Genomic DNA, 18953 nt, shown 5'->3' with positions numbered 1-18953 from the left:
CTTTTTAACAGGTAAAGCAAGGACCAGGCCAAGCCAAAATAGTCTGATAATTCAATAGTTTAGAAAGTTGATTGGCGAGCGCGTCAATTTACAGACTTAGGCAGGTTACTGATTAACTATTCGCAGAAAAGGACTCTTTGCGATTAAGACCATATTTACGCATCTTTTCGACAAGCGTTGTTCGACGGATATGGAGCCTTTCGGCGGCTCTCGCGACCACCCCCTGGCTATCATCCAAAGCTTGCTTGATGAGTGAGCATTCCAAATTACTGAGATAATCTTTCAGATCTAATCCATTAACCGGTAACAATGCAGGTGAGTTCACGCCAACCAAGCCACCATGCGTAATACTTGTCTCTGGAAACATCGCAGCAATATCTGCATTGCTCTCATCTTGTGGTGCAAGGTGGCGAAACTTTTTCGGTAGCTCTTGAACGCCAATAACACCATAAGGATACATAATGGCTAACCGCTCAACTAGATTGGCCAGCTCTCGAATATTGCCGTGCCAGTCGTGACGGCACAGCGACATAATCGCGGCGGAATTAAAACGAATCGACCCTCGTTTTTCATTTTCCATTCGTGAAATCAATTCATTCAGTAAAAGCGGAATATCTTCAACCCTTTCCCGAAGAGGTGGCATTTCAATGGGGAAAACATTAAGCCGGTAATACAAGTCTTCTCTAAATGTTCCCTCTTGAATCATGTCCTCCAAGTGTTTATGGGTTGCGGCAATGATCCTAACATCAGCCTGTATTGGCTTAGTCCCGCCTACACGCTCAAACACTTTTTCTTGCAAAACCCGTAATAACTTCACCTGCATTTGTAGCGGCATATCGCCAATTTCATCCAAAAAGAGTGTGCCACCCTGCGCGAGTTCAAAGCGACCAATACGCGTCGAGATCGCTCCCGTAAATGCTCCCTTTTCATGCCCAAACAACTCACTTTCCAGCAGTTCACTGGGAATAGCACCACAATTGACTGGCACAAAAGGCCCAGCCCGACGATGGGAGTTATAATGCAGGTTACGCGCAACTACCTCCTTACCAGTGCCAGATTCACCTGTAATCAATACACTCACATCCTTATCTGCTACCTGGGCCATCATCTCCCGTACTTTTTGTACTTGGCGACTGGTACCAACCAAACTACGAAAAAGCTGTAACTCACGCTGTTGTCCACGAGCGCGACTCTTATTAAAGTGCTCACGAAACACCTGGGCACGATGCAGAGAATCAAGCAACTTGTTATAGGTAGGTGGAAAATCAACTTTGGCAATCACTTGCAGGCGATGATCGATATCCATATCGTCAGGCAATACTTGGTCTCCCATTAACAGAATAGGGACTGAAGGCTCCCAGTCATGAATCTGCTGAATGATTGTGGTGATTTGCTGAGTGATTTCCCCCAGAAAAATGGCCGCAACTTCCTTCATTGCATCAATATCAACCACCGCTTTTTGCCACTGACGATCCTCAAGTAACAGGACTTCCTCGCCCAAAAACTCAAGTATGACTTTCAGCTCATCACGACGGTGCTGTTCATTATCGACTAACAGTATCTTCGCATCTTGCCACATGCGCGTTGCTCTCTACACATACTCTCAAAAAATGAGTAGTCAATTCGATGCCAACTGGGGCAATGGTGACAACACTTAAGTAACTCACATTAGCAACAAGACAATTTCTGGGCAGGTTACTAACTTAATCGTTGTTGTCTTAAAAAAGTGCTGGTTTTTTGACTCAGTATGAGTGAGTAAAGACAATAAAAAAGCGCCGGTCAAATGACCCAATATATTATCTAGCGGAGAAGAAATTCAATTTCAGGCAGGTAGCAATTACTCAATAATCAGAAAGCAACTGCACAAAAATGTACTGATACGGTGTGTTTAAAAGACATCACAAGGTGCCTGTTTGGGTAATTTGTTAAGCAAGACTAAGCCCCTGTGTATGAAGCTATTGTTATGCTAAGAAACTATTACAATACGAGTACAGTACTAGGGAATTATTGCATTTGCTGATAAATTGCAACGCCTTGCTGGTGACGTTGTAAACGATGAAGTTCTGCGCCTAATGACTCCTTCTGCGCAGCACAAGCATTGATAACATGTTGATAGGTACTCAGCAGCTTGCCCAAAGCAACTAATAAATCTGCTGGCGCCCCTTGCTGCATTGCAGTGCCCACAATATGTCTGCAGCGTTCATCTAAGTCCGTTACACTCGACCAGTCTTGGTTTAATAACGCATTCTGCAAATCACTTTGTAGTTGCTCTAATTGTGCAACCCCCAAGCTACCTCGACCAGAGCTTGTCATAACCATTCACCTTAACCGCGTGTATTATTCAATATGAAGCCTTTAGAACCAACCAAGCAAAGGTTTGGATAAACCCCTTATCATTAAGGCTTAGTCACTTCAGTACGTATCTCATCCCAGCCATCTTTAATGACTTTAATAAGTTTGATCACTTCATCCACTCTGCTGGCATCATTATTGGCATTGGCCTCAAATAACTGCAACTCCATGTACTGATATAAATTATCCAGATTAGCCGCTAGCTCACCTCCCTGATCATGATTTAAAAATGAGCGCAAACCTTCCAGGATTTCAATTGATTTATTAATAAATACATTTTTAGCTTCAAACTCCTGACGCAAGATAAAGCCACGGGCTGTTGCTAACCGCTCAAGTAATCCGTCATATAACATTTGAATTAGCTTATGCGGGTCAGCATCAATAACCCCTGTCTCTCGATTAACTGACTGGTATTGCTGAAGTTGATTCATTGCATTCATTGCTACATCCTATGCCTGTTGCTGAAATAATCGTTTTTTTTCATCGCTATGTTTTAAAAACATATCTTTTTATTATTGCTTACGCTTAATTATTTTTGTTAACACCATTTAAAGCATCCAATTGCTGCTTAATATAATCCTGGGTGGACTGTAATTTTGTCACCAAAATATCTGCAGCTATAAATTGCTTGGTGATTCTTTCCCGAAAGCTTTCCAATCGCTCATCCAGTTTTACTCGTTCGTTACTAATTTGCTGCAAGGTGGTATTAAGACCATCGGTTTTTGTGGTTAACGCACCATCTACTGAAACAAAATTGGTAACCAAGCTGACTAACTGCTCTGCAACCCCTTCGATAAAAGTCACCGTTCCTCGATCACCGGTAGCCCCACCCGTAATTTGTACCTGAATGCCTGTACTATCATCGCCTGTTGCAGCTTTCAGGGTTTGACCAACCCCCGTTGCTGTCTTGCCATTGATAGTTCCAGCAACATCCACCCCTGCAGTACCTGCAACGACAGAAAGGCCTAAGGTAGCCGTAGTGTTAGTGTCAATTTGTGTTATTTCAACAGAAGAGCTACTGCCATATGTTGTTGAAGTGATTTGTAATTGGTTACTGCCATCAACACTGACATTAACGGTGGCATTTGCGCCTTTTAAATTACTATCAGCATTAATTTGTGTGGCAATTTCAGTTGTCAACTGATCTAGTGTATAGCTGCCATTGGTAAGGGTGATATCCGCAGACTCAACACCATTGACCTTAATCTTGAATGTATTGTTATTATCATCAATGGTCACGGGGGCTACTAAACCTAGACTGCCCGTAAGTGCGCCACGAGTCGCAAGCTGTGTCACATTAATACTGTAGCTGCCTGCCTTTGTTAGATCAGTGGAAGCAAGAAACTTAACTTGACTATCACTGGTACGCCCCTGCTCAGCAAAAATAGCCATAATGTCATCACGGGATGATGCTAGCTTTTGCTTAAACGTGGTTGCATCAAAAATCAATGTTCCGCCATCTGTTGATGATTCGCCTGTACTGGCTTTCGTGGTAATACCCACTTCAGAGAGCGTCCGCACGCCTGCACTTTCGAGTCCACCAACCACACTTCCCAGTAAGTTCCGGGTTTGCGACATTATATTACGAAGAGAAGCATCACCTAACAGGCTTCCTGCTTGATTTGTTGAGGTATCAAAGGCTGTGACTTCGTTAACCAGGGTTTGCAGTTCATTGTACTTATCGACAAAATCCTGAACTCGATCAGTAATACCATCACTATCAAGCTCAAGCTTTAACGTTGCAGGTGAACCCGCATTTTTACCTGAAAGGTTGAGTGTCACCCCCGTAATAGCGTCATCAATTACATTACTACTACGCGTCAAGGTAATACCGTTAATTTTGACGCTACTATCTAATGCTGCGACTGTTTCCGTTAAGTTTTGGGCGCTACCATTGAATGCTAATTGAGATAAGCCAGAGGTATCGGTGTTATTACCATCATCATCGGTGACTGTCACTTCAATGGCATTATCCAGCCCAGTCTCTGTCGCAGCCAATACCAGCTGATAACCACTCCCTGTGTCAATCACGCTGGCAGATACGTTAAGACTTGATTCAGCATTTATCGCATCACGCACACCTTCTAAGGTGTTATTGCCATTATCAATGGTTATCGCTGCAGAAGTACCGCCAGCAGTAATATTAAGTGTGCCAGTTCCTAGCGTAGTCTCTTTGTCAACAAAGACACCTGTGGCAATGGAGTGTGCTTGAGCTAATGCTGTGACTTCAACACTATAGGTCCCTGTTATCGCAGAAGAATCATCAACTGTTGCTGAAAAATTACTGGCTGTTGATGTTGCTTTTAGGGTACCTAGCGCATCAGGATTACTTAGTACACGCGCAGAAAGACGCAGGTTTATCAGGGCACTTTGAATACGGCCAAAGTCTGATAACTGGGTATTAATTTCTGCTTCACGTAAATCCAAGCGCTTTACAGTAGGCTCACGTTCAACCTCAACCAACTGGTCTATAAGGTCTGAGCTAAATAAGCCGGAACCAAAACCTACCGAGCTAATGCTGGCCATAAGATCATTCCTTTCTGGAATTGCTGCATCACGCGACTACACATAGTGTTGTTACTTAAATCTAAACGACTCAACACGAAATTGATTATCCTTTCATCAATTATAGTAACGGCAAGGAGCGGCAAATCTTTACCTGTTTTATCAGTTTAATGTAAAACGTTTCTAATATGCCTAACATCAGTACCTTAGCCTCATACCTTCGTGTTAAGTAGTTCAAATGATGCAGAATCTTTCAAATCTCGTGCCAGACGTAATGCAACCTCATCAGGAATTTGTCGAACCACCTCATCGGTATTTCGATCAATAACCGAAATAACAGTTTCACCACTATCAGTGTCGAGTTTAAACAATAAGTCCCGCTGTACAGTTTGCACATAGTCATTGAGCTGAGCCACGGCTTGCTCAACCTGCTCACGCAATGTTTCCTGCTTATCCAGTTGTTGATCTTCGATGGCTGATGATACTTCTTGCACAGCCTTTGCTTGTGAAGTTTGACCTGTAGCCGCAGTGGGTTGGCTAACAGCCACTTCTCCTTGCTGATCAGCAGGCGGTAATGGCTTGCTTTTATTCGCATCAAGCTCTCGTGTACTCACAACGGGCGTTGACACTTTGAGGTCATTCATAGTGCACCTCATTTATCCTTTTGAACCAGCACCTAAACCCAGGCCATTGCTGACCTGGGTGTGGTTCATCCCTCTTCACTGGCGTCCTGTTACTGCAGGAGCGCCAGAACCTGCTGCGGCCTTGCATTGGCTTGTGCCAAGACTGAAATACCTGCCTGTTGGAGCACCTGTGCTCGACTTAGCTCTGCAGTTTCTGCCGCAAAGTCTGCATCACGAATTCGTGAGTTAGCTGCTGACAGGTTCTCACTGCTGATTGACAGGTTATTAATGGTTGAAAGGAAACGGTTTTGGATCGCACCCAATTCCGCCTGTTGTTTGGATATTTGTTGTAAGGCATTGTCTACGGAAACCAGTGCCTCGTTAGCGCCCTCAACAGTGGTGATATCAATATCTTTCACCAGCTGGCCAACTTCCTGTCCACCGAAAGTACCTACTTGGAATCCAGCTCTAGCAATAGCACCTGTATCAGATGAAATACTAAATTGACCTGCAGAGAAGAGGCTAACCGAACTCAGGGTAGTCGCAACGGTGAATCCTGCATTGGTTACGGTATTAATTGCACTCACATCGATATTACGTCCATCTTCAGCTAACAGGCGGAACGTACTACCAAACGCTTCAGCTTTAACACCTGTCTGCCCAGATTTGGTATTTACAGCAGAGATAATCGTATTCTGAATATCACTGGTAGTATCAGCAGCTCCGTAAGATATGGCAATACTGATACCATTAATCACTACGTTACCACTTTGCGCAGCACCTGTAGTAATAGTACCACCGGTAACAACCGTAGTATTTGCCACGGCAGTAATACCCGTCTGGTCACTGACTTTGTTAATCGCGACAGCCTTTGATATTGCTGAGGCATTATTATTTGTAGTTGACGCTGTATCAAAAGAAGCCTGAGTTGGCCCTACAGCTACTCCATTCAATACAAGGTCACCTGTAACAAGAGCAGCATTTGTGACATTATTTCCTACAGCTCCACCATTTACGCCACTGAAAGTACCGACTTCAAAACCTGCATTATCGATGTTTCCAGTTGTCGTATCGACGGTAATATCCGATCCATCTTGCGATATTAGCGTATAGGTACCTATATACGTACCTGCTGCACCTAAACCTAACTGAGCTGCGGTATTACCAGAGCCATCAGCCAGCACAATATTTCGGCCATCATCAGCAGTTAAGGTAATACCTGTTGATGCATTTCCATCAAAGGCAGCAACAACGCCTGTTTGTCCAGACTTTTCATTTATCGAGTTGACAATACCTTCTAGGTTAGCTTGAGCTGTCAAATCAGCATCCCCTGAAATATTAATGCTAACCCCATTGATAACAATGTTGCCATCCTGGTCTGCACTGGTATATGAGCTTCCAGCGACAGAGTTAGCATCAACCCGAGCGATAACACCTGTTTGATCAGAAACTTTATTGACTGCTGCTGCTTTGGCAATCGCACTTTGATCCTGCGAACCAGTTGAAGAAGTGTCATCAACACCCGATGAAGCACCAACAGCAATGCCATTAATGACTAAATCCCCGGCAGCAAGAGCTGCAGCATTCAGGTCATTGGAGGATATTCCTGCTTCAAGTGATGAACCCAAGCTATCAGTAGATACTTTAGCGATACTGACGCCAATCGTATCTCCTAAATTAGCACCCGTTTGGAAAATCGTATTATCAAACGAACCATCTAATAGCTTTTTACCGTTAAAGTTGGTTTTTTCAGCCACATTTTCAATTTCTGAAATGAGCTGTTGAACCTCCTCGTTCAATGCTTCCCGGTCTATTTCAGTGTTACTACCGTTAGAGGATTGCAGTGCCAAGTCACGAATACGTTGTAAGTTTGTGGTAACAGAACTTAGTGCACCCTCTGCTGTTTGAGCCAGCGAGATTCCATCATTTGAGTTACGAATTGCGACATTGGTACCGCGGATTTGTGATTCAAAACGAGTCGAAATCGCCAGGCCCGCAGCATCATCTCGTGCGCTATTAATACGCAAACCAGATGAGAGCCGCTGTAATGCGGTATCCTGCGCAGACTGTGATCTATCCAGGTTACGCTGGGCATTCAGCGAGGCGATATTGGTATTAATTATTTGTGGCATGTCTCAAACTCCTGCTCACTACTTCATCCAACAAGCCATCTCATCAGGCCATCCCTTCATCCGAACTTGCGCACCGAACTCATGGCGATAACCTGTCTACTTCTGTTAGCGACATACCACAAAAAAACTTTAACTAATTCACAATATTTTTTTCATCAACCAGCATGTACCTGCGAAGGCCGTATTTAATAGGTGAGTTCCTTAGTTTCACCCTTAAAGCAACAACTGTTAGCTTTTTTTACACTTTAAGTTTTCTTGCTTATTTGGAATAAACACCTTTTTTTGAAAAACAACAAAATATAAGTGAGACGTACTTTTAATTTTTTGATTTTCATTAAATTAATCGTGAACAAAAGCATGGTCTTTTCTCAAAAAATATAAGTAAGTCACTATTTTTTCAGAACTTTATCACATTAACTTTTTTTTACATCGTTTTTTCACAACCCTAAAAAACAAATATAACTCATTGTTTTTATTATTTTTTTTAAATATGGCACAACATATGCTTATACCCATCGCTCGCAAGCATATTGTCTTTTGAAGTAACTCACAGAGTTTTTATTACGCGCCAAAGGCGTTATAGGGAGATTCTAAATGAATAAATTAGCTGCATTGTTTGCTACAACAGTTGTTGCAGTGTCTTCACAAGTTATGGCTTCACCTTTAGGTGCTGACCTGACTATTTATGATGGTAATTCTCAATCAGGTTCATATAACAACTGGTACGGCAAGCAAGAAGACCAGGAAGTTGAAGTTGGCCAGTCTGGTACTCAACTATTTGATACTGAAGCTTTTGTCAAAAGCAACAACTACCAGGTTGGCCTTGTAAGTGGTTTTAACTTACAAAACGGTCATGGTGGTTATGCATCTGGAGATATCTTTATTGATCTAGATGGTGATTTTTCATCAAACACAGGTGCTTACGGTCCTGGTCAACAAGTAAAAGATACTTTTGGTTATGACTATGTGCTTGATATCGACTGGAATCAGTTAACTTACACTGTATTCAAATTAGATGCTAACTCAGAAACGTTGACAACTACTTTGAACAACCACCAATTCTCTAACCCATGGGCTTATGCAGGTGGTGGTCAGCAAGTAACTACAGGCTCTTTCACTCTTGATCTGTTGACTGATGCTCAAACAGGTTTTGAAGGTGATGCAGAAGTTGGTCAAGCTTCTCACTATTATGCTAACGGTTTTGACTTAAGCTTCTTAGGTGAAGGAACTGATTTCTGGCTACATTACACAATGGAATGTGGTAACGACTTACTTCACGCTAAAGGCACAGTACCTACTCCTTCAGCTTTAGCATTGATGGGTCTAGGTCTTTTAGGCTTAACTCGTATCCGTCGTAAAAAAGCATAAAATAAGCTTAAGACAAATAAATCAAATTTGTCTTTTCTTAGTTAAGCTTTTTAAATAGTCGCCATTGGGCGGCTATTTTTTTTTCTTTTTCGACGTACAAGCAAATACAGATAGTTAATATAAAAATATAATATTTTAATCATACTAAAACCTATCCAAACTGCTAGGCTTGCTGTTTAATTAATATTAAATCGCCATGCTCTTTAAGATTTTTTGCTAAACGTAATGCAATCTCCTCAGGAATCTGTCGAATTATTTCCTCAGACGCTCGATCAACCACCGAAATAACCACTCTCCCGGCTTCATCATCAATTTTGAAAAAAATATCCCTTTGCATCGCTGACACAAAATCATTTAATTGTTCAACAGCTTCAGCAACTCGCTGCTCATTAATTGCTGTAGGTTGGTTAAGGCGCTGTGGCACAATATTTTCTGAATGTGGTTGCTCCCCCTGTTGAGTCTTATTTGTCGTGTTTAACGACGGCTGCCTTTTAGTATCATCAACAGTCGGTGTAACCACAGGAGAACCTATTGGCGTTATACCTCCCATGATAGTTTCCTCTTTGTATTATCAAGCCCAAACCACCAAGAGGTCTGGGCTGATTATTAATACACTAAAAACCGTTTTCCACTTCCCTCTTGGAGGGTATCGCAAACCTACTGCGCTTCGCTCCTGACTTTTTGCGACACCCTCTTTGCTATGAGGATTAATCTACTATTGCAGTAAAGACAACACCTGTTGGGGTTGAGCATTAGCTTGCGCCAACACCGAAATACCTGCTTGCTGTAGTACTGTAGCACGACTCATTTCAGCGGTTTCAGCGGCAAAGTCAGCATCTAAAATACGTGAGTTTGCAGCAGATAAGTTTTCACTATTAACCGATAAATTACTGACTGTTGATAAAAAGCGGTTTTGTAAGGCACCCAGTGCAGAAATTTGCTCAGAGACTTTACTGATTGCATTGTCAATGGATATTAACGCATCATTTGCGCCACTCAAGGTGGATATATCTAAATCATCCAACAACTGTCCTGCTTCTTGACCTCCAAATGTACCTATTTGGAAACCTGCCCGGCTGATCGAACCTGTATTTGAGGTGAGCGTAAACTGCCCTGCTGAAGTCAGTGACACTGAACTATAAGTGGTTGCCACGGAAAAGCCAGCATTTGCAACAGTGTTTATCGCGCTTACATCAATATTTCTGCCATCATCAGCGGTCAACCGGAAAGTACTTCCAAAGGCTTCTGCTTTAACACCAGTCTGTCCTGACTTTGAGTTAACTGCATTTATAATCGTGTTTTGAATATCACTCGCAGAGTCATTTGCACCATAAGCGATTTGGATATCGACACCATTAATCACCACATTACCACTCTGGGCAGTACCTGTAGTAATCGTACCTCCCGTAACAATGGTGGCATTTGCTTTTGCAGTAACACCTGATTTTTCACTCACCGCATTAATAGCCGCTGCTTTAGCGATAGCACTTGCAGCATTACCTGTCGTTGATGATGAATCAAATGATGTTAATGAAGCACCCACTGCTACACCATTAATGACTAAATCACCAATCGAAAGTGCTGTACTTGTAACATTATCACCAACAGAACCACCATTAACTCCGCTAAAAGAACCTACCTCTAACCCGGCATTATCAATATTACCTGTGGTTGAATCGATATTAATATCTTCACCATCTTGTGAAATTAATGTAAAGGTACCAAAGTAAGTCGTATTTCCTGTTGCTAAACCAAAGTCAGCAGAGGCATTTCCTGACACATTTTGAATATCGACATTTCTCCCATCTTCAGCAACCATTGTAATTCCAGTCGTTGCGTTTCCATCAAATGATGCAACAACACCTGTTTGACCTGACTTTTCATTAATTGCTGTAACCACCGCTTCTAAATTGGCCTCGGTGCTTAAAGCATTATCAGTGACTAAATCAATTGTCACACCATTAATGGTGATTTGCCCGGTTTTATCATCCGTATTGGCGTACGTACCACCTGCAATAGTCGCTGCATTGACTTTGGCAATGACACCTGTTTGTTCAGATATTTTATTAATTGCTGCCGCTTTAGCAATTGCACCACGTTCTTGGTAGTTTGTGGATGATGTATCATCAGAACCTGAAGAGGCACCAACAGCAATACCGTTAATAACCAAATCACCCGCATTGAGCTGACTATTACCCGTTAAGGTAGAAGAAATGCCTGCTTCAAGGGCTGTACCTAGTGAATCTGTGCTAGTTCTTTCAATGCTTACCGAAATGGTATCACCTAAGTTGGCCCCTGTTTGAAATAAGGCATTTGAAAAAGAGCCATCCAAGAGGTTTTTACCATTAAAGTTGGTTTTATCTGCCACACTTTGAATTTCAGCAACCAACTGCTGTACCTCTTGATTTAATGCATCACGGTCAATATCTGTATTACTGCCGTTGGCTGATTGCAAAGCAAGCTCTCTCACACGCTGTAAGTTACTGGCGATGGAATTTAATGCTCCTTCTGCTGTTTGCGCTAAGGAAATACCATTATTTGCGTTTTGTATCGCAACTGTCGTACCACGTATTTGCGAGGTAAAACGAGTAGAAATTGCTAACCCTGCAGCATCATCCTTCGCACTATTAATTCTCAAACCAGACGACAAGCGCTGCATAGCTTGTTCTTTAGCCGACTGAGAAATATCTAAATAACGTTGTGCACTGAGTGAGGCAAGGTTGGTATTAATGACCTGAGGCATGTGATCGCTCCTTACTTAGTCAGTTACTCCCTTTACCAACACACCTCAAATACTACCTTTGGGGAGAGCTAATGTTCCGTTGTATTTCTAATAACGACCACACACTGATTTTCTTTAGTTTTTTTCCTTACTTTTTTTTATTAATATTCACTGTCGTATAACCATCATTTAGCTGACAATAATTTTTAATGTAATTATTTCTTCGTCTGTTTCTCGGCATTTTTTTGCCGCCACTAATGATAAAAAACACATCAAGCTTCGTATTATTTTGAAAACAGTAGCTTTTTATCCAATGGCATAAGAGTTGCTATTTGGCTATTAGCCCAAAAGCAGTCTCAATTTTTAATTAAGGGATGTCGTCAATGTTGTAGAGCCTACCACTCGGCACCATTAAGGCAGGAGACAAGGAACATGCCACAGGTTATAAATAGTAATATTCCCTCGTTGAATGCTCAACGCAATTTAAACCGCTCTCAAAGCCAATATGCCGTTGCCTTACAACGTTTATCTTCTGGCTTGAGAATTAATAGTGCCAAGGATGATGCCGCAGGGCTAGCAATAGCAACTCGTTTTGATGCCCAAATTACTGGACTAGGCGTTGCCATTCGTAATGCAGGTGACGGCGTTTCATTAGCACAAACTGCCGAAGGTGCTCTTGGGGCAATGCAAGACAATTTACTGCGCATCCGTGACCTTGCTCTACAAGCTGCCAATGCCTCTAACAGTGCACTAGATCGTGAAGCATTAAATGCAGAAGTACAACAGTTGAAAGCGGAAGTACAACGCTTATCAGACCAAACTAATTTTAACGGTACCAAGCTACTTGATGGCACATTTAAAGATGTTACATTTCAAATTGGTGCCAATGAAGGGGAAACAGTTAGCTTTGGGATTGATGGCGCCCGCGTCGATGAGTTGGGTGCAGCACAAACCGTTGGGGTGAGTGCAAGAGGCACCACCAATGCCATTACTCAGGGTGATTTAATTATTAATGGGGTCACCATCACCAGCTCTAAAGCCAGCGATGATACTGCTTCTGTCGCCAATAAAAGTGCTAGTGCCATAGCAAAAGTTTCCGCGATAAACAGTCATTCTGATGAAACAGGTATAACAGCAGAAGTACTGACAAATACAGTAGCAGGCACAAACCAAGTGGTAGCTGATCAGTCAGGTAATATTTTTCTTAATGGCGTAAGAATACCCCTTGCAGTCGATGATGACTTAGCCTCAGATGCTAATCGCGATGCGGTTGTGGCCGCGATCAATGCCTATTCTGGACAAACCGGTGTTACCGCCATCAATACTGGTATTGATGCATCGGGTATTACCTTAGAAGCAGAAGATGGCAGAAATATCACCCTCGTCTTTGGCAGGGGCGGTACTGACAATTTAACCGCTGCAGCAACAGGGCTACCAACAGGAAACGTCGCAGCAGGCGCACCGCCCACTGCAGCAGAAGAGTTAAATGGCACCACCTCTGGTGGATTTACCCTGATTAGCCGTGATAACAGTAATATTAAAATTGAACAAGGAACAGATGGCCAACTTAATGCCAATGTAGGGTTAGCTGTCGGCACCTACAGTGGCAGCCAAGCCTTTGTATCATCGCTGGCTGATGCTGGAAATGCTTTAAATACCGGAGATATTGTGATTAATGGAGTACCAATTCCCGCAGGTAATGTGTTAGACGATACTTCCTCCTCGACCAGTAAATCCACCAGTGCAATCACCAAAGCAGCGGCTATTAATAAAGTCAGCGAGCAGACCGGAGTGACCGCCAAAGCCAATCCAAATTTAGTGAACGGAGCGGCAATGACGCCTGCAGCCCTTACCGGGAATATTACAATCAATGGCGTGACTACATCCACTTTTAGTACCACAGCAGACGCAGAGGAAAGCCGTCTAGCCGTTATTGCAGCTATTAATGCAATTTCTGGTCAGACTGGCGTTATTGCCATTGATACTGGTAGTACAACAGGTGGAGTACAACTTTTAGCAGAAGATGGACGAAATATTGACATTAGCTTTTCAACACTGACCAGTGCGGCAACAGGGATTGCTGCTGCTGATACTTATGAATCCTCAATCCAAATATCATCCGCAGGCTCCTTTACTTTAACCTCAAATACTACCAATGGCTTAACCAACCAGGGACTCACTGCTGGCACCTTTGGTGGTGCCGAAACAGGACAGTTCATCGAGGATATCGATATTTCAACAGTAGAAGGCGCTCTCACAGCGTTAGACGCTATTGATAATGCACTACAAGCCATTAATTTACAGCGTGCTAAATTAGGGGCTATTCAAAATCGGTTTGAATCAACCATCGCTAACCAAGCCATTGCGCAAGAAAATTTGAGTGCTGCCAACTCTCGGATAAAAGATGCTGATTTCGCAGAAGAAACTGCAGAGCTAAGTCGAACTACAGTGTTACAACAGGCTGGAATATCGGTATTAGCCCAAGCCAACGCCCAACCACAACAAGTGTTAAGTTTATTACAAAGTTAGTGCTGTATTTTTTATTGAAACCTCCACACTTGGCCACTAAACAATTTATTTTCGCCAACCCATGAATTAATTTATACCTCCGGCAGTAGAAGACCATTCTTGGTCTCTACTGCCCACATCTTTGTTTTTATAAACAAACACCAGCATTTCCCTCCCACTTTTTGCTATCCCCCCCTTTTCTATCCCACGAAACGATCGGCAAGAAGCATCGTACCAGCGGCAATAGTTTGCCTTGTTACGTGAGGGGTTGCCGGTTTGCTGTCAAGCAACACTTAAATGGTATTTTTGTTAAATATTTATGCTTTTGTTTTTACAGTTTTTTTTCATATTGGCATAAGCATTGCCCCTCCAGAGGCAACGCAAATTTCAACTTGTTGCCAAGTTGCCGGCGTAACCCGCACTTTTGATACAAGGGAAGCAGACCGGCTGGTATTAAGGTGGAGAAAAGCCATGCCTCAAATAATTAATACCAATATTCCTTCGCTGAATGCTCAGCGAAATTTGAATAGGTCGCAAACTGATAATGCCGTTGCGCTGCAACGTTTATCTTCAGGACTTCGTATCAACAGTGCTAAAGATGATGCCGCCGGACTTGCCATTTCAACTCGATTTGATGCACAAGTTCAAGGCTTATCCGTAGCCATTCGAAATGCGGGTGACGGTGTGTCACTCTCACAGACAGCCGAGGGTGCTCTGGGCGCGATGAAAGACAACTTGTTACGTATTCGTGACCTTGCCTTACAATCAGCCAATGCCACCAATAATGCCTTCGACCGCGATGCGTTAAATGCCGAGGTGCAACAGCTTAAAAAGGAAATTGCGCGTATTTCAGACCAAACCAGCTTCAACGGCACTAAATTACTCGATGGCACATTTACCCAAGTCACTTTCCAGATAGGGGCTAATGAAGGCGAAAGTGTCACGTTCAGTATAGAAGGTGCTCGGGTCGATGAGCTGGGAGCAGCACAGAATGTTGGAGTCAGTGCAAGAGGGACCGCCAATGCGCTGGTACAGGGGGATCTTATTATCAATGGCGTCAGTATTCCAAGCTCAAAAGCTACCGATGATACTGCTTCACTGACCAATAAGAGTGCCAGCGCAATTTCTAAAGTCAGCGCAATAAATGGCGAGTCTGACGAAACTGGCGTTACTGCAGAAGTACTTACAAATACTGTGGCAGGTACTGCACAAACTGTGGCTGATCAAACCGGAAACATATTCCTCAATGGCGTACGTATCCCACTAGCCGTTAATACCAGTATTTCTTCTGAAGGGAACCGTGACGCCGTAGTTGCAGCCATCAATGCAAATTCAGCGCAAACAGGTGTTACCGCCGTTAATACGGGTGATGACCAGTCGGGTATCACGCTAGAAGCGGAAGATGGCCGAAATATCACTTTAGTTTACGCAGCAGGTGGGCTAACAGCAGCAGCCACAGGACTACCTACGGGTAACGTTGCTGCGGGTGCTACTCCTACTGCAGCAGAAGAACTAGCAGGTACGGTTGCAGGCGGCTTTACCTTAATCTCTCGGGATGGTACCGCTATAAAAATTGATCAAGGACCCGATGGACAGCTTAACCAAAATGTCGGCCTTGCGGTTGGTGAGTACAGTGGTTCAGGTGCATTTCTGTCATCCTTAGCTGACTCAGGCAATGCATTAAGTGATGGTAATATTGTTATCAATGGCGTCCCTGTTCCCGCAGGCAATATCTTAGACGATACTGCCTCTTCAACCAGCAAAGATACCAGCGCCATTACCAAAGCTGCCGCTATAAACAAAGTGAGTGAGCAGACAGGTGTTACCGCCACTGCTAATCAAAACTTAGTGAATGGTGCAGCTATGACCCCGGCAGCCTTAACGGGCAACGTCGTCATCAATGGTGTTGCCACAGCTGACTTCTCCACATCTACAGATGCAGAAGAAAGCCGGATTGCCGTGGTTAATGCCATCAATGCCATTGCTGGCCAAACTGGGGTCACAGCAGTTGATACAGGTAGCACTACGGCAGGTGTCCAACTGCTGGCAGAAGATGGCCGTAATATTGATGTTGCCTTCAATACCTTAACCAGTCCATCTACAGGCATTGCCGTAGCAGGCGTATATGAATCATCCATCAGGTTAGCATCTGCTAATCCTATTACTTTAACCTCTAATACCAATAACGGACTGTCTAATCACGGTTTATCGGCAGGTACTTACGGAGGGGCTGAAACCGGCCAGTTTGTGCAAGATATTGATATTTCAACAGTCGAGGGAGCACTACGTGCATTGGATGCTGTCGATAACGCTCTCCAATCAATCAATATCCAGCGTGCAAACCTAGGGGCTATTCAAAATCGTTTTGAGTCAACCATTGCTAACCAGGAAATTGCTAGAGAAAACCTGGCTGCCGCCAACTCTCGCATAAAGGATGCTGACTTTGCCGCAGAAACAGCCGAATTGTCGCGCACCCAGGTGCTACAACAGGCTGGTATTTCTGTTCTCGCTCAAGCTAACGCTCAACCCCAACAGGTACTACAGTTATTACAGTAACGATTTATTAAAGGGACTTCTAAATATTTTGCTTTCAATGAGGTGTTTCAACACCTCATTTTTGTGTGAAATAAAATTGACGTATATAAAAAATACATGGATCAGTTAACAAGTAACGGGGGATTATCATGGCAGAAAATAACAAGCCAACTATTGACTTTGGACTCGCGGATTTTGAGCTTGCGGTTTATCAACGTAACCATCAGCTGGCCGAAAACCTGCTAATACAGCTACTAAGGTTTATGGACAACTCCAATCAGTTTGGTACCATTTTTGTCGACCCCAATGATATTACTAACAATCAGGCTTATTTTATTGGTTTTATCCCCTTTGATAATCGAAAAACTTTGAACCAACGTCTCGCCTTATACAACAGGCTCGCAGCAGCTATTACTGCATTAACCTGCGACCCATCCTATTCCATGGGTAATGACCTGCGGCTGTCGTTTTTATTTTATAAATGCCATGTTAGTAATATTTTTAGCGCCTCTACCTATAGAAATATGGATCATATCCTTATCGCTCGAGGAGTCTGTAATAGTCAGTATGTACTTAATATACAAAGCGATGATGACTTTCAACAGTTGTTGCTATTTTTTTCCCTAGAAAGCAATATCAAAATCGACCACAACCTTCTCTTTGAATACAACGCAAAAACAGCAGGGTTTTTCTTTTTAGGATTGCTCTATAATTTAAATTGTAGCTTTGGCTCCCGTGTTGAGCAGACTCGAGCTGAACTCATCAGCGCTTACCACTTGCTCGAAAAAGTACCCTTAGAACCCGTTGTTTATGGTTTACTGCCAAATCCTTGGATGGGTTGCACATATTTACAGCACCCAGATAAAAATCATCTCAAAAAAGCGCTAAATAAACTCTGTGAACGTTGGGTAATCAGCCAATTAAATAAAAAAGTTCGAAAAAAAATAAATCAGATACCCACTACATTAGCTCATCCTGTCAAACGAATTATTATGGGAATGGAAACATACAAGTCAAACCACTCAATGTATCGTTGCTACCATTCAATATTACAAAAACTTAAAACACATTATGAAATCATTTTAGTATGTAATAAAACCATGATTGATAACAAGGCAGAGGAGGATGGTCATCAGGTTATTTACCTTGATGATGATGTTCCTACCATTAACAGTGACCTTGAAAAAATTATCAATCTACAGGCAGATATGATTATTTATCCATCACTTGGAATGAGTCGGTGGGCTGTATTTTTCGCAAATTTGAGACTAGCCCCCGTGCAAGTCATGTTTTTGGGGCACCCTCATGCCTCATTCAGCGACAACATCGATTATATTTTACCCCTTGGTATTGATCAGCAAGAAAATGGATTTGCACCTTATTGTCAGGAAACCGTTATACCCGTTAACTTTCCACAACAAGGTTTTACCCGACGCCCTGATTTACCCGATAAAATCCCCAAAAAAGAGCAACATGATGGTATCTTTCGCATTGCCATCAACAGTAGTTTACCTAAGCTGTCTCCCTCATTTTTAGCCGCTTGTCAGTCAATTAAGCAGCGTTCTAATATTGCAATTGAGTTTCACTATTTTATTCTTCAAACCCGTTCAGCCTTTGGCGACAACCTTGGCCATTTTTCACTTGACCAAATAGGCCCTACTATCATTCATACTCATAAGCCTTATGCCCAATATTTACAAGACTTAGCGAATTGCGACCTCGCCCTTGGTACCTTTCCATTTGGCGGTGTTAACACCAACATAGACTTATCAATGGTCGGTGTACCTAAACTCATCATGGATTGTCCTACAGGAGACTTTTTTGAAAAGACAGATAGTGATTTTTTTAATCACGTTAATGCACCTTCTTGCTTAAGAGCTTCGTCTATTACGGATTATATCAATAAAGCCTTAGCACTCATTAAAGATAAATCTTTGCATGATCAAAGCGCTAAGTTCATGCAATCCATTGACTTATCGCCGTTCTTTCAGGTTCGTGAAGATTGTGTCAACTCTGTTATTGAAGCACTTAATACCATCAGTCTCTCAGCTCAGGCAAAGGTGCAACCACTACAACATGCCAAAGACGCATAGCATCAATCACTCAATGTGATTAACCATCTAGTGCATAGCAGTAGATAACCCTCTAAACTTGCACTAGTAGTTTGACGACTCGTCACCTTAAAATGAAGTAAAATTAGCAGTTATC

Annotated in this window: 12 protein-coding genes; 4 read left to right on the top strand and 8 right to left on the bottom strand. The window is 42.7% G+C overall.

What is annotated here, in order from left to right; genetic code table 11:
• Positions 1-112: 112 nt before the first annotated feature.
• The 6 genes from KHS79_RS11805 to KHS79_RS11780 all read right to left on the bottom strand — a co-directional run bounded on the left by KHS79_RS11805 (position 113) and on the right by KHS79_RS11780 (position 7612).
• The gene (locus tag KHS79_RS11805) at positions 113-1579 is read right to left on the bottom strand and encodes a sigma-54 dependent transcriptional regulator (RefSeq protein ID WP_212719164.1); all 1467 of its coding nucleotides are present in this window, start codon (positions 1577-1579) and stop codon (positions 113-115) included.
• 425 nt (positions 1580-2004) lie between these two features.
• The gene (locus tag KHS79_RS11800) at positions 2005-2313 is read right to left on the bottom strand and encodes a hypothetical protein (protein WP_027707620.1); all 309 of its coding nucleotides are present in this window, start codon (positions 2311-2313) and stop codon (positions 2005-2007) included.
• Between the two features lie 83 nt (positions 2314-2396).
• Positions 2397-2792, bottom strand: a complete 396-nt coding sequence (gene fliS, locus KHS79_RS11795) for a flagellar export chaperone FliS (RefSeq protein ID WP_230400376.1) — start codon at positions 2790-2792, stop codon at positions 2397-2399.
• An 85-nt stretch (positions 2793-2877) separates the two neighbouring features.
• Positions 2878-4878 (bottom strand): flagellar filament capping protein FliD, encoded by a 2001-nt coding sequence (gene fliD / locus KHS79_RS11790; RefSeq protein ID WP_212719162.1) that lies wholly within the window; start codon positions 4876-4878, stop codon positions 2878-2880.
• A gap of 191 nt (positions 4879-5069) precedes the next feature.
• Positions 5070-5501 carry a flagellar protein FlaG gene (locus KHS79_RS11785; RefSeq protein WP_212719160.1) on the bottom strand — a complete coding sequence of 144 codons (432 nt, stop codon included), beginning with the start codon at positions 5499-5501 and terminating at the stop codon, positions 5070-5072.
• An 89-nt stretch (positions 5502-5590) separates the two neighbouring features.
• On the bottom strand, positions 5591-7612 hold the full coding sequence (locus tag KHS79_RS11780; protein WP_212719158.1) for a flagellin N-terminal helical domain-containing protein: 2022 nt from the start codon (positions 7610-7612) through the stop codon (positions 5591-5593).
• A gap of 594 nt (positions 7613-8206) precedes the next feature.
• Between KHS79_RS11780 and KHS79_RS11775 the strand changes: the two genes are divergently transcribed.
• Complete coding sequence (locus KHS79_RS11775) at positions 8207-8980, top strand: PEP-CTERM sorting domain-containing protein (RefSeq protein WP_212719156.1); 774 nt, start codon at positions 8207-8209, stop codon at positions 8978-8980.
• A 163-nt stretch (positions 8981-9143) separates the two neighbouring features.
• Here the strand turns inward: KHS79_RS11775 and KHS79_RS11770 are convergent, their stop codons facing one another.
• Positions 9144-9530, bottom strand: coding sequence for a flagellar protein FlaG (locus KHS79_RS11770; protein ID WP_212719154.1), 387 nt, complete (start codon positions 9528-9530; stop codon positions 9144-9146).
• 165 nt (positions 9531-9695) lie between these two features.
• Positions 9696-11723 carry a flagellin N-terminal helical domain-containing protein gene (locus KHS79_RS11765; RefSeq protein ID WP_027707625.1) on the bottom strand — a complete coding sequence of 676 codons (2028 nt, stop codon included), beginning with the start codon at positions 11721-11723 and terminating at the stop codon, positions 9696-9698.
• A gap of 411 nt (positions 11724-12134) precedes the next feature.
• Here KHS79_RS11765 and KHS79_RS11760 point away from each other — a divergent pair, with 411 nt between their 5' ends.
• From KHS79_RS11760 to KHS79_RS11750, 3 genes are all read left to right on the top strand, one after another.
• Positions 12135-14231: a flagellin N-terminal helical domain-containing protein gene (locus KHS79_RS11760; protein WP_212719152.1), complete on the top strand. Its 2097-nt coding sequence runs from the start codon at positions 12135-12137 to the stop codon at positions 14229-14231.
• A 276-nt stretch (positions 14232-14507) separates the two neighbouring features.
• Positions 14508-16766: a flagellin N-terminal helical domain-containing protein gene (locus KHS79_RS11755; protein ID WP_233468394.1), complete on the top strand. Its 2259-nt coding sequence runs from the start codon at positions 14508-14510 to the stop codon at positions 16764-16766.
• 128 nt (positions 16767-16894) lie between these two features.
• Positions 16895-18838: a hypothetical protein gene (locus tag KHS79_RS11750; protein ID WP_212719150.1), complete on the top strand. Its 1944-nt coding sequence runs from the start codon at positions 16895-16897 to the stop codon at positions 18836-18838.
• Positions 18839-18953: the final 115 nt, after the last annotated feature.

The organism is Zooshikella ganghwensis (genome assembly GCF_018263875.1).
In the GTDB taxonomy this organism is placed as follows: domain Bacteria; phylum Pseudomonadota; class Gammaproteobacteria; order Pseudomonadales; family Zooshikellaceae; genus Zooshikella; species Zooshikella ganghwensis.
The sequence above is the reverse complement of the archived record's forward strand: the minus strand, read 5'-3'. Positions and strand labels throughout refer to the sequence as shown.

What these genes read in the sequence shown, in the direction of transcription:
- KHS79_RS11780 (WP_212719158.1), bottom strand. Translation starts at nt 7,612, where the DNA reads ATGCCACAAATAATTAATACCAATATCGCCTCGCTGAATGCCCAGCGT.
- KHS79_RS11785 (WP_212719160.1), bottom strand. Translation starts at nt 5,501, where the DNA reads ATGAATGACCTCAAAGTGTCAACGCCCGTTGTGAGTACACGAGAGCTT.
- KHS79_RS11800 (WP_027707620.1), bottom strand. Translation starts at nt 2,313, where the DNA reads ATGACAAGCTCTGGTCGAGGTAGCTTGGGGGTTGCACAATTAGAGCAA.
- KHS79_RS11805 (WP_212719164.1), bottom strand. Translation starts at nt 1,579, where the DNA reads ATGTGGCAAGATGCGAAGATACTGTTAGTCGATAATGAACAGCACCGT.
- KHS79_RS11760 (WP_212719152.1), top strand. Translation starts at nt 12,135, where the DNA reads ATGCCACAGGTTATAAATAGTAATATTCCCTCGTTGAATGCTCAACGC.
- KHS79_RS11775 (WP_212719156.1), top strand. Translation starts at nt 8,207, where the DNA reads ATGAATAAATTAGCTGCATTGTTTGCTACAACAGTTGTTGCAGTGTCT.
- KHS79_RS11755 (WP_233468394.1), top strand. Translation starts at nt 14,508, where the DNA reads ATGGTATTTTTGTTAAATATTTATGCTTTTGTTTTTACAGTTTTTTTT.
- fliS (WP_230400376.1), bottom strand. Translation starts at nt 2,792, where the DNA reads ATGAATGCAATGAATCAACTTCAGCAATACCAGTCAGTTAATCGAGAG.
- KHS79_RS11750 (WP_212719150.1), top strand. Translation starts at nt 16,895, where the DNA reads ATGGCAGAAAATAACAAGCCAACTATTGACTTTGGACTCGCGGATTTT.
- KHS79_RS11770 (WP_212719154.1), bottom strand. Translation starts at nt 9,530, where the DNA reads ATGGGAGGTATAACGCCAATAGGTTCTCCTGTGGTTACACCGACTGTT.
- fliD (WP_212719162.1), bottom strand. Translation starts at nt 4,878, where the DNA reads ATGGCCAGCATTAGCTCGGTAGGTTTTGGTTCCGGCTTATTTAGCTCA.
- KHS79_RS11765 (WP_027707625.1), bottom strand. Translation starts at nt 11,723, where the DNA reads ATGCCTCAGGTCATTAATACCAACCTTGCCTCACTCAGTGCACAACGT.